We start from the raw sequence: 15,511 nt of genomic DNA, 5'->3' as shown, positions 1-15,511 counted from the left end.
GCGGCTGATACGATTTCTTGGTAATATCCGGTATCGACGCACAGGAGGCCCGTATGTCCCGCAACACTTCGGTTTCGCTCGGCGATCACTTCGTCAGCTTCATCGACACGCAGGTGAAGGGGGGCCGCTATGGCTCGGCCAGCGACGTGGTGCGGGCGGGGCTGCGGCTGCTGGAGGAGCACGAGACCAAGGTAAAGGCCCTTCAGGACGCCCTGATCGCCGGAGAGGAATCCGGCCGGGCGGAGGGTTTCGACCTCGACCGGTTCATTGCCCGCAAGATGGCCGGTCGCAACGCATGAAGGCGTTGGCCTTCACCGTCGCGGCAACGGTCGATCTGGAGGCAATCTGGGACTATACGGAGGGCGAATGGGGCCTCGCGCAAGCCCGGCGCTATGTGCAGGAACTGCGCGACACCTGCCACGCGCTGGCATCTGGGCAAGGGCGCGGCAGGCCGGTTGACGTTCGGCCTGGCTATCTGAAATGCCTGAGCGGATCGCATGTCATCTTCTTCCGGGATCTGGGCGACACGCTGGAAATCGTCCGCATCCTGCACGGTGCACAGGACGTCGAGCGGCATTTGTGACCAGCATGGGTCTGTGCGATGGCACGATGCTCGAAGGGTAAAATTGCAATATTGGCATATGCGCCCCTTGGGCGTGGAGAGCTTGGTGATGACTTATCTGCTCAGCGATTATCCGGTCCTGGCGCGGCTCGCGGCCGGCAGAACCAAGGCAACGCGGCTTGACGTCAGCGCCTGCCGCCGGCTCTACGCACTGGCGACGGACGACGATCTGGGCGCGATGGGGCCGGAAGAGCGCGGGTTTTACGACAGCTTGGCCGCGAGCGAACCGGTGCCGGGTTCCGGCGGGCCGATTGCAGCGCTTCAGGCGCAGGTCAGGGCTGCCGGCTTCCGCCGTATGCCTGACGAACAGGCCTTCCTGGACGATCTGTCCGGGGGCATCTGATCGACGCAGAAGCGCACAGCAGGGCGGGTTAATCTGTAGGCTAGGATGGGCTACTTTTGGGGATTTCGCCAAATATTAGTGACCGACTATTATTTTGCGGGGCCCGGTACTTTCGTACCACCCGCAAAATGTCGGACCGGGCGCTGCGCCCCGGTACCCAGCTTCCTCCGCCCAGGAAGAAGATCGATCCCCCAATACTGCCCGCTGGGCGGACGCATCGCTTACGGATGAAGCGCCAGCAGATCCTGCCCGAACTGGTGCAGCGACATCACCTCGATGCCGTTCGGCAGCGGGAAAGCCTCGCCCCCCGGATAGACCACGATCCGCCGCACAGGTTGCAGGTCTTCGCAGGCCGAGTGAAAGCCGCGCTCGACCTTCGGCGCCAGATTGCGCTTGACCTCGACGGCCCAGACCGCGCCGCCGGGCAGGGTCAGTACCAGATCGACCTCGGCCCCCGCCCCGCTGCGGTAGAACTGGGCCTGCGTCCCTTCCGGCATCAGGGCATGGGCAGTCTCGATGATCAGTCCTTCCCAACTGGCGCCCGCGACGGGGTGGCCGAGAACGTCGTCCAGCGTCGTCAGTCCCAGCAGGGCATGCAGGATGCCGGTGTCGCGCACATAGATGCGCGGGGACTTGACCAGCCGCTTGCCGATATTCGCATGCCAGGGCTCCAGGCGGCGCACCAGCATCAGATCGACCAGCAGATCGAGATAGGAGGCGACGGTCTTGGCATCGACCCCAAGCGCGCGGGCAAGTTCGGCGGCGTTCGACAGGCCGGATTGCCGATGCGCCAGCATGGTCCAGAAGCGCCGCAGCGTCTCGGCCGCGATGCGGGGGCCGAGTGCGGGAATGTCGCGCTCCAGATAGGTGCGGATGAAGTCGCGCCGCCAGCGCAGGCTGGCCTGATCGCCCTTGGCGAGGAAGCTGTCGGGAAAGCCGCCGCGCAGCCAGAGCCGGTCCAGATCGGCAGCGGGAACCTCCAGCGCATCGAGGGGGGCGAGTTCGGCATATGCGATCCGGCCCGCCAGCGTCTCGCCGGATTGCCGCAGCAGGTCGATGGAAGCGGAGCCGAGCAGCAGGAACCGGCCCGCCCTCAGCCCCTTGCGCCGCCCCCGGTCGATCAGGCCGCGCAGGTTCTGGAACAGGTCCGGCACCCGCTGGACCTCGTCAAGGATGACCAGCTTATCCTCATGCGCCAAAAGGTAGAGTTCGGGGTCCGAGAGCCTGGCCCGGTCGGCGCTGGATTCGAGATCGAGATAGAGCGAGGGGCGCGCATCCCCCAGCTCCTGGGCCAGCGTGGTCTTGCCTACCTGGCGCGGCCCCAGCAGGGCAACGGCGGGGCTGTCGTCCAGCAGGGACTTCACGGTCTCGGTGATACGGCGCTCGATCAACATCCTTGCAATTATGGAGATTAGTTCCCGATTTGCAAGGTTAATTGGGGACTATGTTCCTATCCGCTGCCGGGCTGACTTCAAGGAGCCTAGCTGCCGGACGGCCCGCTGCATGTCTTCGGGCTTGTGCATGACAACCAACGGTGCAGCGCAAGCGCAGCCAAGCCGGGTTGGAGATGGAAGACTTCTAGTCGATGGCAGCTTGCAGGGTGCCGCCCGTTGGGCGGCCGCAAACCGCATTCCGCCCCAGCCTCGTGGGGGCGGTCGGAATGTGGTTTGCGCGCAGCCTGACCCCGGCCCGCTCGCATCACAACGGGCCGTAGGGACGGGGTCAGGCGAATTCGTTTTCCCAGCAGGCCATCATCCAGCGCTCATCGCTGTCGGGCAGGTCGATGCCGTAGAATTCCAGCACCTGGGTCAGGTCGTAGATGCGCTCTTCCTGTTCCGGCTCGGTCAGCGTGGCCCACCAGTTGCGTGCCTTGACCTCATCCGGCTGGAAGATCGATGCGGGCAGTTCGCCTTTGAACGGTTGCGGGGTCATCAGTTGTTTCCTTTCATCCATGGCCGGATCGCATCCAGCGCTGCCGCCGATCCAGCGAGGTTGAAGCGTTGGCTATGGCCCATGCCTGGACCATTTCTTGGGCGGGAAACCCCGTTCAGCGCGTGAGGTTCCTACCCTCAGCCCTTGAACCGGGAAACCTCGGGCAGCGCGGGAAGATATCGCAGGGCCGCCAATGCCATCTCTGCATTCACGCCTGCCGGCAGATCGACGGTATCTCCCTCAGCGATATGCATCAGCCGCGCCCGTAGCGTATTCCAGCTGAGGGGGCGGCCGGCTGTCATCTTTGCCATCACGACCCGACCGATGGTGAACGCAACCATGTCCGGGTTGCTCAGGTAGTCAGGCCCTTTGCGCCGATATCCGTTGGTTGCGTGCATGGTCCCGTGGGAGGTCACGGCTTGCCTCCCGTCATCCATGGCCGGATCGCGTCCAGCGCCGCCGCCGATCCGGCGAGGCTGAAGCGGTGGCGCTTGCCGCCGAAGCCGATCTCGACCCATTCCGCCTGCCGGATATAATGGACGAAGAGGTTGGTCGCGCCCATGCCGGCCGTGTCGAAATTGCTCAACAGGATGTCGCCACCGGCAGCCGCGAAATCCAGCTTCTCGCCATTCGAGAACAGGATGCTGACCCGTTCGCCCGCCCCGGCGTTGCGGCCGTCCAGCGTCACGCTGACGCGGCAGTTGTTGAAGTCGCAGGTGCCGTTGGCGTCAAGTTCGTTCATCTGGTCGGTGCGGGTGATCCAGATCTCGTTGCCGCGCACCCGGCGCGGGCTGACCTCGCCGGTCTCGTTGGTGAAGGTCCAGTATTCCGCGCCGCCCTCGACGGAGGCCTCGAAATACCAACCGGCGGCAAGGGCCGGGCTGGCGAGGCCGATCAGCGCGGCCGTGAACAGGTGTTTCATGCTTCCAGATCCTCCGGGGGAATGTCGATGCCGGTATCCGCAGCGCCTGCGCGATCAGTTAGCTCATGGTGATGTCGCGCCGCAGTGCCTCGATCCGCAGGGATTTGTGCGCCTCGGCGCTGAGACAGATCGAGGTGCGCTTCGGGCCGGCGGTCGGTTTCCGCTTCGCGGCTATCATCGGTACCAGCCTTCCCGCATCCGGGGGATCACATAGCGCAGGAACAGGCCGACACCGCCGGCGAACAGCATGAAGGGCGACAGGAACAGGAAGGCGATCAAGCCGTCGAATGCCGTCGTTCGGTCGTCGACCGATGCAACCCAGGTGCCAAAGACTATGCCGGCTAGAACGAAGAATGCGGCCACGCCGAGCATGAAGGTCGATGCCTGGCGCCAGCTTTCGACCGAGCGGCCCCACACCCCGCGGATCGCCCCGCAGGCGGGGCAGGTCGAGGCCTCGGCGTGAATCTCGGTCATGCAATGCGGACATTGTTGGGGCATCGGCTGGTCCTGAAAATAAAGATGCAAACACGTCCGGCACGAAATAACCTAAAATGGGATAACGCTCAAGTGCCACTATCCGAATTCCGGATTTATCTGGAGTTCAAGGATGGGCCGAACCCTGCGCAGCCCTGGTCATCTGGCCTTGATGGCTGCCCTTAAGCAGGCCCGCCTGGATGCAGGGCTGACGCAGACCGAGCTGGCAGAGCGCCTGAAGCGGCCGCAGTCCTTTGTGGCGAAGTACGAGAACGGCGAGCGGCGAATCGAGGTGGTGGAACTAGTCGAAATAGCTACAGCGATGGGATCAGACCCTCGCGATATCGTTCAAATCGTGAGAGAAGCCGACGGGCGCTGATACAGGCGCGCAGATTTCCGACGCGGTCGGCATTGCAGGCGGGTGGACGCGATGGGCGGAAAGTTGTCTAGCAGCACTGCAGCATAGTACCCGCAGAAACACATTGAACATGATCATTCGTGCGGACCGCAGCGAGATATCAGCCAGACTAGCCGTGAGGGAGGAGAGCAGCCCGATGGCAGTACGGCACGGCTGGCGCCTCAGAATCACAGCACGGGATCCTGTAGGATGCCTCGGAATCCCGACGTGACCATTTATTCGGAATACCGCAGGGTAGGTATTTCGCTTGGCCTGCAAGAGAATCCCAAACCGGCGCTTCGGACGATAGCGGCGGGCCTTCCGACAGTATTGAGAGTTATTTGAATTTCTCACGCCTTTACTGCGGATCAGGCCAGGTTGAAGTTTTTCCGAGACACGTAGAATTTTCCGTGCCACAGATAGGCTGCGAAATGTCTTGGTCTCCAGAGCGTGAACGATTGATGCAAGCAGAACGGGCTGGTCCGATCTGGGGAGCAGCTTGGGGCAAGTTCAGCCCCATCTTCGGGCATCATCATCTTGGGCATCATTGCGCCGATGTCGCAGCGGTCTTCCAATTGCTTCTGTCGCGTCGCCCCTATCGCCTGAAGGCTGAGGCGGCACTTGGACGTATACTAAACCCGACCGAGATCGGCTGCCTCACCGCGCTGGCCTTCCTGCATGACATCGGCAAGCTCGCTCCGGGCTTTCAAGCCAAGATCTGGCCCAGAAAGGGTCACCTGGCGACAATCGGGCACCTCGAAGCCGGGTGGCTCTGGGCGGAAGCGCCGAGCGGAGACGGGCCGGGCGCGAGCTGGCACCATGTGCTGGCCGCCTGGCCCGAGTTGGAGCAGTGGTTTTCCATGATTCTGTCGCATCACGGGCGACCGACGAGCCATCCGGGGTCGGGGAGGGTTGCCGCCACCTTTCCCACAGTCGCGAGCTATGATTGGCAAATGGAGCATCGCCGGATCGGGGCGGCTTTCGAGGCATGGTTTCCCGATCTGGACAAGGCGAGACCGCCCCCTGCTGAGCCGGCTTTTGTGCATTTCATCTGCGGTCTTTTGACCCTTGCGGACTGGATTGCCTCCGACAACCGCGCCTTCCCCTACGAGCCTCGCCTGCGCGACGATTATTGGCAGACCGCACTGCTGCGCGCGGAGACACGCATTGCCGAGATCGGCCTGGCCGCGGATATCCTTACGCTTTCGGGGCCACCGGGTTGGGAGCTGATCTCGAAGGATCATCCCCGGCCGCGGCCTGCACAACTGGCGATCGGTGGTTTGACGACGGACGAACGGCTCGTTCTTCTGGAGGCCGAGACGGGAGCGGGCAAGACCGAGGCGGCGCTCTGGCGCTTTGCCGCACTTCTGGCCGCGGGAGAGGTCGAGGCGCTCTATTTCGCCGTGCCGACAAGAGCGGCGGCGCGACAGTTGCAGCGCCGGGTCAATGCCGCACTGGCGCTTATGTTCAAGCCTGTGCCCGAGGCGCTGCTGGCGATCCCCGGACAAGTGGTGGCGGGCGAGGCGAAGGGTCGGCGCCTGCCTGACTTCTCGGTCCTGTGGGACGATGGCAAAGCGCGGCCGAGCCGGTGGGCGGCCGAGCATTCCGCTCGCTATCTCGCGGCGCCGATCGCCATCGGTACGGTGGATCAGGTCGCTCTCGGCGGGCTACAGGTGAAATACGCCCATCTGCGCGGCACCGCCCTGTCGCGCGCGCTGCTGGTCATCGACGAAGTTCATGCCTCCGACCCCTATATGAGCGAGGTCCAGCGACGGATGGCGCGCGACCATCTGGCCTTGGGCGGCCATGTTCTATTGATGTCCGCGACTCTGGGGGCGTCCGCGCGCTGCCGATGGTTCGGAACGGGGATCGCCGCGCTGCCCGAGGAGGCGGCCCGACCCTATCCAGCCGTCTGGACGGCGGCCGGCATCGAGCCGGTCGAGCGCGAAGCGCGTGCGGACAAGGCCGTGGAGATGCGTGCGCATCTGGGCTGGACCGGGGCAGATGCGGCCGATCTTGCCCTTGCCGCCGCGCGGCGGGGAGCGCGGGTGCTGGTGATCCGCAACACGGTGGGGCGGGCGCAGGAAACGTTCGCCGCCGTACAGGCCGAAGCGCCGGAACTGCTGTTGCAGATACGGGGCATTCCGACGCTTCACCACAGTCGCTTTGCGGCCGAGGACCGGGCCTTGCTGGATAGCGCGGTGGAGGGGGCCCTGGGCGCCAAGGGGTCGCTGGGCGGTCGGGTCGTCATCGGGACGCAGACGCTCGAACAGTCCCTGGACATCGATGCGGATCTCTTGATCACTGATCTTTGCCCAATGGATGTGCTGCTGCAGCGGATCGGGCGCCTGCACCGCCACAAGCGCGCGCGTCCCGCAGGGTTCGAAATGGCGCGTGCCGTTGTGCTTTGCCCGCCGGGCGGCCTCGATCCGCTGGTGCAGCGGGCCGATAACGGTCTAGGCGCCTATGCGGCGGGTCCGAGCCTCTCGGGCGTCTATGTCGATGTGCCCGGTCTTGCCGCAACGCTGGATCAGATCACAGGACAACCAGTCTGGCATATTCCCGAAATGAACCGCGTGCTTGTGGAAGCTGCGACCCATCCCGAGGCCTTGGCACGGATCGCCGAGGCCCGGGGCTGGCAGGCTTACCACCAGCGCCTGCACGGCAAGACACTGGCCGAGATGGGCGCGGCGGATCTCGTGATCCTCGACCGCCAGGCGCCGCTGATCTCGTTCCCCGATGACGAGAAGATCCGCACCCGGCTGGGCGAGGAGGGCGCTATGCTGGCCCTCCCCGATGGCACGCCCGGAGCCTTCGGCCTGCCGGTGCGCAACCTGACGCTGCCCGCGCATTGGTCGAAAGGGTTGACCGGCGAGGAGACGGTCGAACTGCTGGCCACCGCGCCACTGCGGATCGGCGTCGGCGGCAAGATGTTCGGCTATGACTCGGCGGGGCTAACGATTCTTGCAACGGAGCCTTGACAGCTAAGGCTGCAGCTCTCATCCTTGAAGGTGTAGATAACTGTTTCTCTGACGTTTATCGCTTATGAGGAGCTTCATACCGATGAGACGTCTCATTGAGGCTGGTACGCGCTTCCTGGCGGGCAGAAAGCGGCGTCCCAATGGCGACCGGGTCACAGGGGTCGATCTCGGGCTGGTATTCTCCTTCGAAGTGTCCCGCTTCGGCGGGAATAGACCCTGCTTGTCTGAGGTTGAAGCCGCAGGCCAAGTGCATTCCCCAAAACTCTTGGGGCGTTGCGCTCGATGAGCAGCAACCTTCTCACCGAGCCGCTTATCTCGACAGACCGGGGATCGCATAGCCTCCCCGGTCTGTTCGCCGCCATGTCCCGGGGCGAGGTCGCGGCCTTCCCTGCGCTGCGTCCGCATCAGCGCCCCGCCTGGCACATGTTCTGCGTGCAGCTTGCGGTTCTGGCGCTAGATGCTGCGGGCCTGCGCGATCTGCCCGAGGATGAGGACAACTGGCGCCGCGCGCTGCGGGTGCTGACCCCGGATTTCGCCGATGACGCACCCTGGCATCTGATCCAGACCGACCGCAAGCACCCCGCCTTCCTGCAACCGCCCGATCCCGGCGGGGAGAAATGGACGCCGGTCGCCACGCCCGATGCGCTCGATATGCTCATCACCTCGCGCAATCACGACATCAAGCGCGAGATCGCCCGCGAGCCGGAGCCGCAGGACTGGATCTTCGCCCTCGTCAGCTTGCAGACGATGGAGGGCTATGGAGGCAAAGACAGTTACGGCATCGCTCGGATGAACGGCGGTTCCTCATCGCGGGCGATGATCGCGCTGGCGCCCGCGCGCGAAGGATCTGTCGAGGTCGATCCCTCGGCTTGGTGGGCGCGAGATCTGCGCACGCTTCTCACCCGGCGCAGTGGCATTGCCGGGCTGACCCTTCTCTGGCTTTATCCTTGGGGCGACGGGCCAGGCCTCGATCTGGACCGGCTCGACCCCATGTTCATCGAGGTCTGCCGCCGTATCCGCCTGTCGCAGGCGGGAGATCGGATCACGGCCGAGCGCAGCACCTCGAAGGCTGCGCGTGTGGCCGCCAAGGAAGCCAAGGGCAATACCGGCGACCCCTGGGCGCCGTTGCACAAGACCGAGAACAAGAGCTTCACCCTTGGCGAGCAGGACTGGAGCCATGAGGTGCTGGTGCGGCTGCTCTATGGCGGCGACTGGAAAGTTCCCGATCTGGCTCTGCCGCAGCCGGGGGAAGAGGCCGCGCCGCTGGTTCTGATCGCCGAAGCCTTTGCCCGAGGCAATTCCAAGACCGACGGTTTCCGCTCGCGCCTCGTGCCGGTGCCGAAGGCGATGGTCAAGGCGGGGCTGTTTGGCACGAAGCCAGTTTCGGTCGCTGCCGAAGTGCAGGAAGATATCGACGCGATAGAAACCGCGCTGCGCGACGGCCTATCCCTGATCGCGGCCGAGGGCGATCGCAAGAAGCGCGGCAAGCCGCATTATGCCCGCGCCCAACCCGCGCGTGATGCCTATCGCCATGCGGTGGATCAGTTGTTCTTCCCGGAACTCTGGCTGCGAGCATCCGCGAAGGTGGATGCCGATTTCACCCTGATGCGCCGCGAGTTCCTGACGGCGCTTGCCGCGATCGCTCGCAGAGAATTCGACATCGCCAGCAGCGCCATCCCTTGCGCCAGTCTGTTCCGTCCCCGCGCCGAGGCCCGTAGCCGGGACGCTTTGGAGCGGGGCATCGCCAAGGTGTTGCAGCCCTTCCAGCAACAGGACGCACAGGATGCCTGACATGCCCACAGATACGCCCGAAGCCAAGCATGCAGCCAGACCTGAGGACAGGCTCGCCCGCTGCGCCCTGTCGATCGCCGCCGCTCTGGCTGCGACCGATCCGGGTGGCAAGGCCGAGGCCCGGCGGATGGACGGGGCCGGTGCCCCTGTTTTCTGGCGGCAGGTCGCGCGCCTGCAACTTTCATCGGCCGAGGAACCCGTCTGGCTGGCTTATACCCGCATGGTGGCGCTTCTGACCCCGGCCAGCGCCACCACATCGGTCCATGATGCCAAGCGCCCGTTGGGTACGGTTCTGCACGAGGCCGGGGTGTCCGAACAGCGGCTGGCCCGGCTCCTCGCCCTGCGCGGTCCGGCCCGGCTGGAGGCGCTGGAGCGGATCATCCGCGGCATTGCCCGCAAACACCCCCCGCTTGATCTCATCAGCCTCGCCCGCGCCGCTTTCGAATGTGACCGCAATGATATTGCCCGCAGCTATTACCGCGCCCTAGACAGATCCCAGATCGAAGAGACCCAGAATGCCTGATCCCCGCTTCCTGCAAATCCATTTCCTTGCTCCCTATACCGCAGCGCTCCTGAACCGCGACGATGCCGGGCTGGCCAAGCGGCTGCCCTATGGTGGCACGCTGCGCACCCGCGTCAGTTCGCAATGCCTCAAACGGCACTGGCGCCTTGCCGACGACCCCCATGCACTCAGCCGGATCGCAGGCGCGACTGATGCTTTCCGCTCGCGCGAGACCATCGACCGCAAGGTTCTGGCCGATCTGACAGAGGTTGATGAAGCCGTCCTGAAACCGATCCGCGAGGCGCTGCTGGTCGCCGTCTATGGCGATAAGGGTGCGGACAAGAAGTCCCGCCAGACCCTGTTGCTGGGCGAGGTGGAGGTGGCCTATCTGGCCACCGAGGCGAAGCGGCTGGCCGCCGAAGCGGCGGGCGACGGGAAAGCGGCACAGGAGATCGCCAAGGACTGGCTGAAGACTCACAAGGCCAATCTGAAGGCCCTGAGCGAGGGCGCCAAGATGCCGGGCGGCTTGACCGGAGCCTTGTTCGGCCGCATGGTCACCTCGGACCCGCGCGCCAATATCGATGCGCCGGTCCATGTTGCCCATGCCTTCACCGTCCACGCTGAAGAGGCCGAAAGCGACTATTTCATCGCGGCCGACGATCTGGCGCGGGAAGAGGATACCGGCGCCGACACCATTCAGGAGACCGAACTGACCTCGGGGCTGTTCTACGGCTATGTCGTTGTCGACATTCCCGGGCTGATCGCCAATCTCGGCGGCGATGCCGCGCTTGCGGGCGAGGTGCTGCACAATCTGCTCTATCTGATCGCAGAAGTGTCGCCCGGGGCCAAGCTTGGCTCGACCGCCCCGTATTCCCGTGCCTCCTTCCTGCTGGTCGAGGCGGGCGACCGCCAGCCCCGCACGCTGGCGGAAGCCTTCCGCGATGCCTGCGCCGCCAGCACGGCCCCGGCTGTCGCCCAGCTCACGGCGCATCTCGCGGCGCTGGATGCCGCCTATGCCACGGGCGAGACACGCCGGGTGATGACGCTGGCCAATGCCGATGTGCCGGGCGCAGAGCGGGGTTCCCTTGCCGATCTAGCGGGCTTCGTGCGCACGCTGCCCGCGCAGCTTTCGGAAAGCGCGGCATGATGCACCGCTGGCTGCATCTGCGCCTGACCGCCCCGCTCTTGGCCTTCGGCGGCGTTGCGGTCGATCAGGTTGGGCCGACGCGGGATTTCCCCTCCGCCTCGGCGCTGACCGGCCTTCTGGCCAATGCGCTCGGGCTGCGGCGCGAGGACTGGCAGGCGCATCAGACCCTGCAAGACAGGCTGATCTTCGGCGCCGTGAATGCCCGGCAGGGCCGCCCGCTGACCGACAACCAAAATGCCAAGCTGGAAGCTAATGATCGCGGCTGGACCACCTGGGGCAGTCCCGATCAGCGTGCCGGTGCGAGCTATGACAGCCCGCACCGCCGCCGCCGTGACTATCTGGCCGATCACGATTGCCATGTCGTGCTGCGTCTTGCCGACGACGCGGCGCCGGATCTCGACCATCTCGCCGCGGCGCTCGACCGCCCGGCCCGACCGCTGTTTCTGGGCCGCAAGCCCTGCCTGCCTAGCGGCCCTTTGCTGCAGGGGCTGCTCACGGCGGATACGGCTCGTGCCGCATTGACGGCGACCGGCCAGACCGGAGACGCGCTCTGGCCCGCTGAGGAAGGCTGTGGCACGATGACAGATCTTGCGGATCTGCGGATCTGGCGCAATGGCTATCATGCCGGCAGCCGCCGGGTCGGTCTGGGGCGCATCACATGAGCCTGCATCTCGTCGAACTCCCAGTCGATCTGCGGCAACTCCATCTCTGGGCCGGTGCCCGACAAGCGTGGGGGCGCGGATCGGATGAGGGACTTACCCTGCATCACCTGCTGGGCGAGGTCTTCGGCCCGGGCGTCTTGCAACCTTTCCGCCTGATGGTTGCCCCCGGCGCCAGGCAGGGCACGCTGCTTGCCTATGCCGACCATGATGCCGATGCCCTGCGCCAGAGCGCCGGAATCAGCCAGACCCCCTCGGACGCCGCGGCCATCCGCCTAGATCGCCTGCGCTCGATCCCCCGGCCGGGCACGGCCTGGCGACCGGGGCAGCGCATCGGCTTCGATCTGCGGATGCGCCCTGTGGTGCGGCTGGCGTCGCCGCTGTCCGGCCAAACTAAAGACGGCCAGCCGCTCATCTTCCGAAAAGGGGCCGAGGTGGATGCCTTCCTCGCCCGCGCCCTGCGCGGCGAGGAGGTGACGCGCGAGGCGGTCTATCTGGACTGGCTGGCCGCGCGGCTGCTCCCCGGCGCCGAGCTTGAACGGGAAACCAGCCGTCTGGCGAGCTTTCGCCGCGAGATTGCCGTCCGGGACGGACGCAGAATCGAGGGGCCCGACGTGACAGTGCTTGGCACATTGACCGTCACTGACGCTGCGGCCTTTGCCCGGCTGCTGGCAAGTGGCGTCGGGCGCCACCGCAGCTATGGCTATGGCATGCTGCTGCTGCGGCCGCCGCAAAGGCCGCGCTGATGCTCAAGGGCAGGCTCGGACTCGACAGCGCCAAGGTGCCTCATGCCGACCGGGCAGGCTGCCTCTACCTCGCGCGCGGGGCGTTAACCGCACGCGATGGCACGCTGGCCTTCCTGCAAGGGAAAAGCACCGAGGTGGATGCGCTGCAACCGGGCGATTATGCCATCCCGCTGCAAGGCGTGTCGATCATCCTGCTCGGCCCGGGCTCGACGGTCAGCCATGACGCGCTGCGGCTCCTGGCCCATGCCCGCACCGCCCTTGCCGCCGTTGGTGAGGATGGGGTGCGCTTTTATACCGCGCCGCCAATAATCCCCGACCGCTCGGGCCTTGCCCGGCTTCAAGCGCGGATCTGGGCCGATGACGATCTTCGGATCATGACGGCCCGGCGCATGTATGCCGTCCGTCTGGGCGAGATTTTGCCTCATGGCGAGCTTGATGTCCTGCGCGGGATCGAGGGGGCGCGGATGAAACAGACCTATGCCTTGCATGCGCAGCGCATAGGCATCGACTGGCGGGGCCGACGCTATGACCGCGGCGATCCGATGAGGGCCGACCTGCCCAATCAGGCGCTGAATCATGCCGCCTCGGCCGTCGAGGCCGCCGCCGCCATCGCCGTCTGCGCAACCGCCACCATTCCCCAACTCGGCTTTATCCACGAGGATCCGGGCCAGAGCTTCGTTCTGGACATCGCCGATCTCTGGCGCGATCCGGTAACGATCCCTTGCGCCTTCAAAGCGGCCAGGATCGCCCTTGACCGGCCCGGCGAGAATATTGAACGCCTCGCCCGGCGCCTGACCGGAGAGACGATCGCCCGGAAGGGCGTGATCCCGGCGATGATCGAGCGGATCAAGGCGCTGATCGAGGGGCGCGATCCCTGATGCCACTGACGATGATCGTGACCCGTGATGTCGAGGCGCGCTATCGCGGGTTTCTCACCTCGGTGATGCTGGAGATTGCGCCAGGCGTCTATGTCGCCCCCGACATGTCGGCCGGCGTGCGCGGACGGGTCTGGTCGGTGATGACCGACTGGTGGACGGCGCTCGGCCGTGGCTCGCTGACCATGGTCTGGCGAGACACCGGCGCGACCGGGAATCTGAGGATCGAGACCTTGGGCGAACCGCCCAAGGAGATCGTCGACGCAGATGGGGTTTTACTCGTCAAGCGTGTGTAACAGTAAAAACACTCGCGCGTATGCTTTTTGACATCGCTGGAAATTCAATATATTGGGCAAGAGAGGCTCCCCCGCACCTGCGGGGATAGACCCGCGCTCTCGGCTACCTACCCCGAGCCTGACGAGGCTCCCCCGCACCTGCGGGGATAGACCCAGTCGCCCTGACCGCATCAACCATATCATTTGGGCTCCCCCGCACCTGCGGGGATAGACCCGACTGGATCAACGGGGACCGTGGCCACGATGTGGCTCCCCCGCACCTGCGGGGATAGACCCGCAGGGGATGCCGTGCGCCGGGATCAGGTCATGGCTCCCCCGCACCTGCGGGGATAGACCCGTTCGAGGCCAGCGCACGATAAGCCCGCGAATGGCTCCCCCGCACCTGCGGGGATAGACCCCGAGATCGCCCGGATGGCGGCGCTGCTGGTCGGGCTCCCCCGCACCTGCGGGGATAGACCCGCGAGGCCGCAGTTGCTGCCGAGGAAAAGCGGGGCTCCCCCGCACCTGCGGGGATAGACCCTACGCGGATTTCGGCCATACCGACGACGATCCGGCTCCCCCGCACCTGCGGGGATAGACCCCTGACCCGATCCGGTCGTGATCGCCTGATCCGGGCTCCCCCGCACCTGCGGGGATAGACCCATCGCCCGGCTGTGCATCTGCGATCCCTACAAGGCTCCCCCGCACCTGCGGGGATAGACCCGCCTGTGACAGGCCCCGACCGTCCGAGCGGCGGGCTCCCCCGCACCTGCGGGGATAGACCCGCAGTAAAATCGGGCATTGTTCTCACTCCTGCGGCTCCCCCGCACCTGCGGGGATAGACCCGACAGTGAAAAGGCCGCAGCTGGCACGATCATGGCTCCCCCGCACCTGCGGGGATAGACCCCAGATTGTGATGCTGATCCCGGACGGGATTTTGGCTCCCCCGCACCTGCGGGGATAGACCCCTATCCAAGTTCCAGGACACGCGAAGAATTCCGGCTCCCCCGCACCTGCGGGGATAGACCCGCTGTTGACCTGCGATCCTATCACGCGCTGATGGCTCCCCCGCACCTGCGGGGATAGACCCGCTGTTGACCTGCGATCCTATCACGCGCTGATGGCTCCCCCGCACCTGCGGGGATAGACCCCTTCCCGATGCCGTCAAGGACATCATGGACGTGGCTCCCCCGCACCTGCGGGGATAGACCCGACAAGGTTCCGGGATCAACTGCGGTGATGGCGGCTCCCCCGCACCTGCGGGGATAGACCCGCAGGGGATGCCGTGCGCCGGGATCAGGTCATGGCTCCCCCGCACCTGCGGGGATAGACCCCCGCTGGTCAAGCCCGATCAGTTTTACAACACGGCTCCCCCGCACCTGCGGGGATAGACCCGCTGTTGACCTGCGATCCTATCACGCGCTGATGGCTCCCCCGCACCTGCGGGGATAGACCCGCTGTTGACCTGCGATCCTATCACGCGCTGATGGCTCCCCCGCACCTGCGGGGATAGACCCCTTCCCGATGCCGTCAAGGACATCATGGACGTGGCTCCCCCGCACCTGCGGGGATAGACCCGACAAGGTTCCGGGATCAACTGCGGTGATGGCGGCTCCCCCGCACCTGCGGGGATAGACCCGCAGGGGATGCCGTGCGCCGGGATCAGGTCATGGCTCCCCCGCACCTGCGGGGATAGACCCCCGCTGGTCAAGCCCGATCAGTTTTACAACACGGCTCCCCCGCACCTGCGGGGATAGACCCGCCTCGGCGGCGTCCGTGAGGGCATCATGCGCGGCTCCCCCGCACCTGCGGGGATAGACCCTTTGAGGCCGCAGTCGTCGCGTT

General features: G+C 65.6%; 17 protein-coding genes and 1 CRISPR repeat array (1 of these 18 only partly in view). Of the genes, 12 read left to right on the top strand and 5 right to left on the bottom strand.

Annotation, left to right across the window (positions count from 1 at the left end):
• Window positions 1-53 precede the first annotated feature (53 nt).
• The 3 genes from F8A10_RS12810 to F8A10_RS12800 all read left to right on the top strand — a co-directional run bounded on the left by F8A10_RS12810 (window position 54) and on the right by F8A10_RS12800 (window position 965).
• Complete coding sequence (locus F8A10_RS12810) at window positions 54-299, top strand: type II toxin-antitoxin system ParD family antitoxin (RefSeq protein WP_152366700.1); 246 nt, start codon at window positions 54-56, stop codon at window positions 297-299.
• Window positions 296-583, top strand: coding sequence for a type II toxin-antitoxin system RelE/ParE family toxin (locus F8A10_RS12805; protein ID WP_152366699.1), 288 nt, complete (start codon window positions 296-298; stop codon window positions 581-583). The genes F8A10_RS12810 and F8A10_RS12805 overlap by 4 nt, the downstream gene beginning before the upstream one ends.
• Window positions 584-671: 88 nt before the next feature.
• Window positions 672-965 (top strand): hypothetical protein, encoded by a 294-nt coding sequence (locus tag F8A10_RS12800; RefSeq protein WP_152366698.1) that lies wholly within the window; start codon window positions 672-674, stop codon window positions 963-965.
• A 221-nt stretch (window positions 966-1,186) separates the two neighbouring features.
• On the opposite strand, the gene F8A10_RS12795 is transcribed toward F8A10_RS12800, so the two are convergent.
• The 5 genes from F8A10_RS12795 to F8A10_RS12775 form a co-directional block, all read right to left on the bottom strand.
• Window positions 1,187-2,359, bottom strand: coding sequence for an ATP-binding protein (locus F8A10_RS12795; protein WP_152367527.1), 1,173 nt, complete (start codon window positions 2,357-2,359; stop codon window positions 1,187-1,189).
• A 328-nt stretch (window positions 2,360-2,687) separates the two neighbouring features.
• A complete protein-coding gene (locus F8A10_RS12790) occupies window positions 2,688-2,897 on the bottom strand; it encodes a hypothetical protein (protein ID WP_152367526.1) in 210 nt (69 codons plus the stop codon).
• Window positions 2,898-3,034: 137 nt separating this feature from the next.
• Window positions 3,035-3,238 (bottom strand): hypothetical protein, encoded by a 204-nt coding sequence (locus F8A10_RS12785; RefSeq protein WP_227493499.1) that lies wholly within the window; start codon window positions 3,236-3,238, stop codon window positions 3,035-3,037.
• Window positions 3,239-3,309: 71 nt separating this feature from the next.
• Window positions 3,310-3,819 (bottom strand): DUF1176 domain-containing protein, encoded by a 510-nt coding sequence (locus F8A10_RS12780; RefSeq protein ID WP_152367525.1) that lies wholly within the window; start codon window positions 3,817-3,819, stop codon window positions 3,310-3,312.
• Window positions 3,820-3,993: 174 nt separating this feature from the next.
• The gene (locus F8A10_RS12775) at window positions 3,994-4,317 is read right to left on the bottom strand and encodes a zinc ribbon domain-containing protein (protein ID WP_152367524.1); all 324 of its coding nucleotides are present in this window, start codon (window positions 4,315-4,317) and stop codon (window positions 3,994-3,996) included.
• Window positions 4,318-4,426: 109 nt separating this feature from the next.
• Here F8A10_RS12775 and F8A10_RS12770 point away from each other — a divergent pair, with 109 nt between their 5' ends.
• The 9 genes from F8A10_RS12770 (at window position 4,427) to cas2e (ending at window position 13,687) form a co-directional block, all read left to right on the top strand.
• Complete coding sequence (locus tag F8A10_RS12770; RefSeq protein ID WP_010399197.1) at window positions 4,427-4,672, top strand: helix-turn-helix domain-containing protein; 246 nt, start codon at window positions 4,427-4,429, stop codon at window positions 4,670-4,672.
• Window positions 4,673-5,151: 479 nt separating this feature from the next.
• A complete protein-coding gene (gene cas3 / locus F8A10_RS12765; RefSeq protein WP_193668281.1) occupies window positions 5,152-7,671 on the top strand; it encodes a CRISPR-associated helicase Cas3' in 2,520 nt (839 codons plus the stop codon).
• A 282-nt stretch (window positions 7,672-7,953) separates the two neighbouring features.
• Window positions 7,954-9,462 carry a hypothetical protein gene (locus tag F8A10_RS12760; protein WP_010399202.1) on the top strand — a complete coding sequence of 503 codons (1,509 nt, stop codon included), beginning with the start codon at window positions 7,954-7,956 and terminating at the stop codon, window positions 9,460-9,462.
• Between the two features lies 1 nt (window position 9,463).
• A complete protein-coding gene (locus F8A10_RS12755) occupies window positions 9,464-9,985 on the top strand; it encodes a type I-E CRISPR-associated protein Cse2/CasB (RefSeq protein ID WP_010399204.1) in 522 nt (173 codons plus the stop codon).
• On the top strand, window positions 9,978-11,111 hold the full coding sequence (gene cas7e / locus F8A10_RS12750; protein ID WP_028717531.1) for a type I-E CRISPR-associated protein Cas7/Cse4/CasC: 1,134 nt from the start codon (window positions 9,978-9,980) through the stop codon (window positions 11,109-11,111). The genes F8A10_RS12755 and cas7e overlap by 8 nt, the downstream gene beginning before the upstream one ends.
• Window positions 11,108-11,773 (top strand): type I-E CRISPR-associated protein Cas5/CasD, encoded by a 666-nt coding sequence (gene cas5e, locus F8A10_RS12745; protein ID WP_010399210.1) that lies wholly within the window; start codon window positions 11,108-11,110, stop codon window positions 11,771-11,773. Before cas7e ends, cas5e begins: the two co-directional genes overlap by 4 nt.
• The gene (locus tag F8A10_RS12740) at window positions 11,770-12,516 is read left to right on the top strand and encodes a type I-E CRISPR-associated protein Cas6/Cse3/CasE (RefSeq protein ID WP_010399211.1); all 747 of its coding nucleotides are present in this window, start codon (window positions 11,770-11,772) and stop codon (window positions 12,514-12,516) included. Before cas5e ends, F8A10_RS12740 begins: the two co-directional genes overlap by 4 nt.
• Window positions 12,516-13,394 (top strand): type I-E CRISPR-associated endonuclease Cas1e, encoded by an 879-nt coding sequence (gene cas1e / locus F8A10_RS12735; protein WP_010399213.1) that lies wholly within the window; start codon window positions 12,516-12,518, stop codon window positions 13,392-13,394. Before F8A10_RS12740 ends, cas1e begins: the two co-directional genes overlap by 1 nt.
• Window positions 13,394-13,687 (top strand): type I-E CRISPR-associated endoribonuclease Cas2e, encoded by a 294-nt coding sequence (cas2e, locus tag F8A10_RS12730; RefSeq protein WP_010399215.1) that lies wholly within the window; start codon window positions 13,394-13,396, stop codon window positions 13,685-13,687. The genes cas1e and cas2e overlap by 1 nt, the downstream gene beginning before the upstream one ends.
• Window positions 13,688-13,751: 64 nt before the next feature.
• A CRISPR array of direct repeats spans window positions 13,752-15,511; the repeat unit is 29 nt; unit sequence GGCTCCCCCGCACCTGCGGGGATAGACCC (it continues 99 nt past the right edge of the window).

Source organism: Paracoccus kondratievae (assembly GCF_009301415.1).
GTDB classification, from domain to species: domain Bacteria; phylum Pseudomonadota; class Alphaproteobacteria; order Rhodobacterales; family Rhodobacteraceae; genus Paracoccus; species Paracoccus kondratievae.
Note: the sequence above shows the minus strand (reverse complement) of the source record. Positions and strands in the feature narration are given on the sequence as shown.

Excerpts from the sequence above, each read along its gene's own strand:
- cas2e (WP_010399215.1), top strand. The coding sequence starts at position 13,394 with ATGCCACTGACGATGATCGTGACCCGTGATGTCGAGGCGCGCTATCGC.
- cas3 (WP_193668281.1), top strand. The coding sequence starts at position 5,152 with ATGCAAGCAGAACGGGCTGGTCCGATCTGGGGAGCAGCTTGGGGCAAG.
- F8A10_RS12775 (WP_152367524.1), bottom strand. The coding sequence starts at position 4,317 with ATGCCCCAACAATGTCCGCATTGCATGACCGAGATTCACGCCGAGGCC.
- F8A10_RS12740 (WP_010399211.1), top strand. The coding sequence starts at position 11,770 with ATGAGCCTGCATCTCGTCGAACTCCCAGTCGATCTGCGGCAACTCCAT.
- F8A10_RS12755 (WP_010399204.1), top strand. The coding sequence starts at position 9,464 with ATGCCCACAGATACGCCCGAAGCCAAGCATGCAGCCAGACCTGAGGAC.
- F8A10_RS12805 (WP_152366699.1), top strand. The coding sequence starts at position 296 with ATGAAGGCGTTGGCCTTCACCGTCGCGGCAACGGTCGATCTGGAGGCA.
- cas7e (WP_028717531.1), top strand. The coding sequence starts at position 9,978 with ATGCCTGATCCCCGCTTCCTGCAAATCCATTTCCTTGCTCCCTATACC.
- F8A10_RS12810 (WP_152366700.1), top strand. The coding sequence starts at position 54 with ATGTCCCGCAACACTTCGGTTTCGCTCGGCGATCACTTCGTCAGCTTC.
- F8A10_RS12760 (WP_010399202.1), top strand. The coding sequence starts at position 7,954 with ATGAGCAGCAACCTTCTCACCGAGCCGCTTATCTCGACAGACCGGGGA.
- F8A10_RS12785 (WP_227493499.1), bottom strand. The coding sequence starts at position 3,238 with ATGGTTGCGTTCACCATCGGTCGGGTCGTGATGGCAAAGATGACAGCC.
- F8A10_RS12770 (WP_010399197.1), top strand. The coding sequence starts at position 4,427 with ATGGGCCGAACCCTGCGCAGCCCTGGTCATCTGGCCTTGATGGCTGCC.
- cas1e (WP_010399213.1), top strand. The coding sequence starts at position 12,516 with ATGCTCAAGGGCAGGCTCGGACTCGACAGCGCCAAGGTGCCTCATGCC.
- F8A10_RS12790 (WP_152367526.1), bottom strand. The coding sequence starts at position 2,897 with ATGACCCCGCAACCGTTCAAAGGCGAACTGCCCGCATCGATCTTCCAG.
- F8A10_RS12800 (WP_152366698.1), top strand. The coding sequence starts at position 672 with ATGACTTATCTGCTCAGCGATTATCCGGTCCTGGCGCGGCTCGCGGCC.
- cas5e (WP_010399210.1), top strand. The coding sequence starts at position 11,108 with ATGATGCACCGCTGGCTGCATCTGCGCCTGACCGCCCCGCTCTTGGCC.
- F8A10_RS12780 (WP_152367525.1), bottom strand. The coding sequence starts at position 3,819 with ATGAAACACCTGTTCACGGCCGCGCTGATCGGCCTCGCCAGCCCGGCC.
- F8A10_RS12795 (WP_152367527.1), bottom strand. The coding sequence starts at position 2,359 with ATGTTGATCGAGCGCCGTATCACCGAGACCGTGAAGTCCCTGCTGGAC.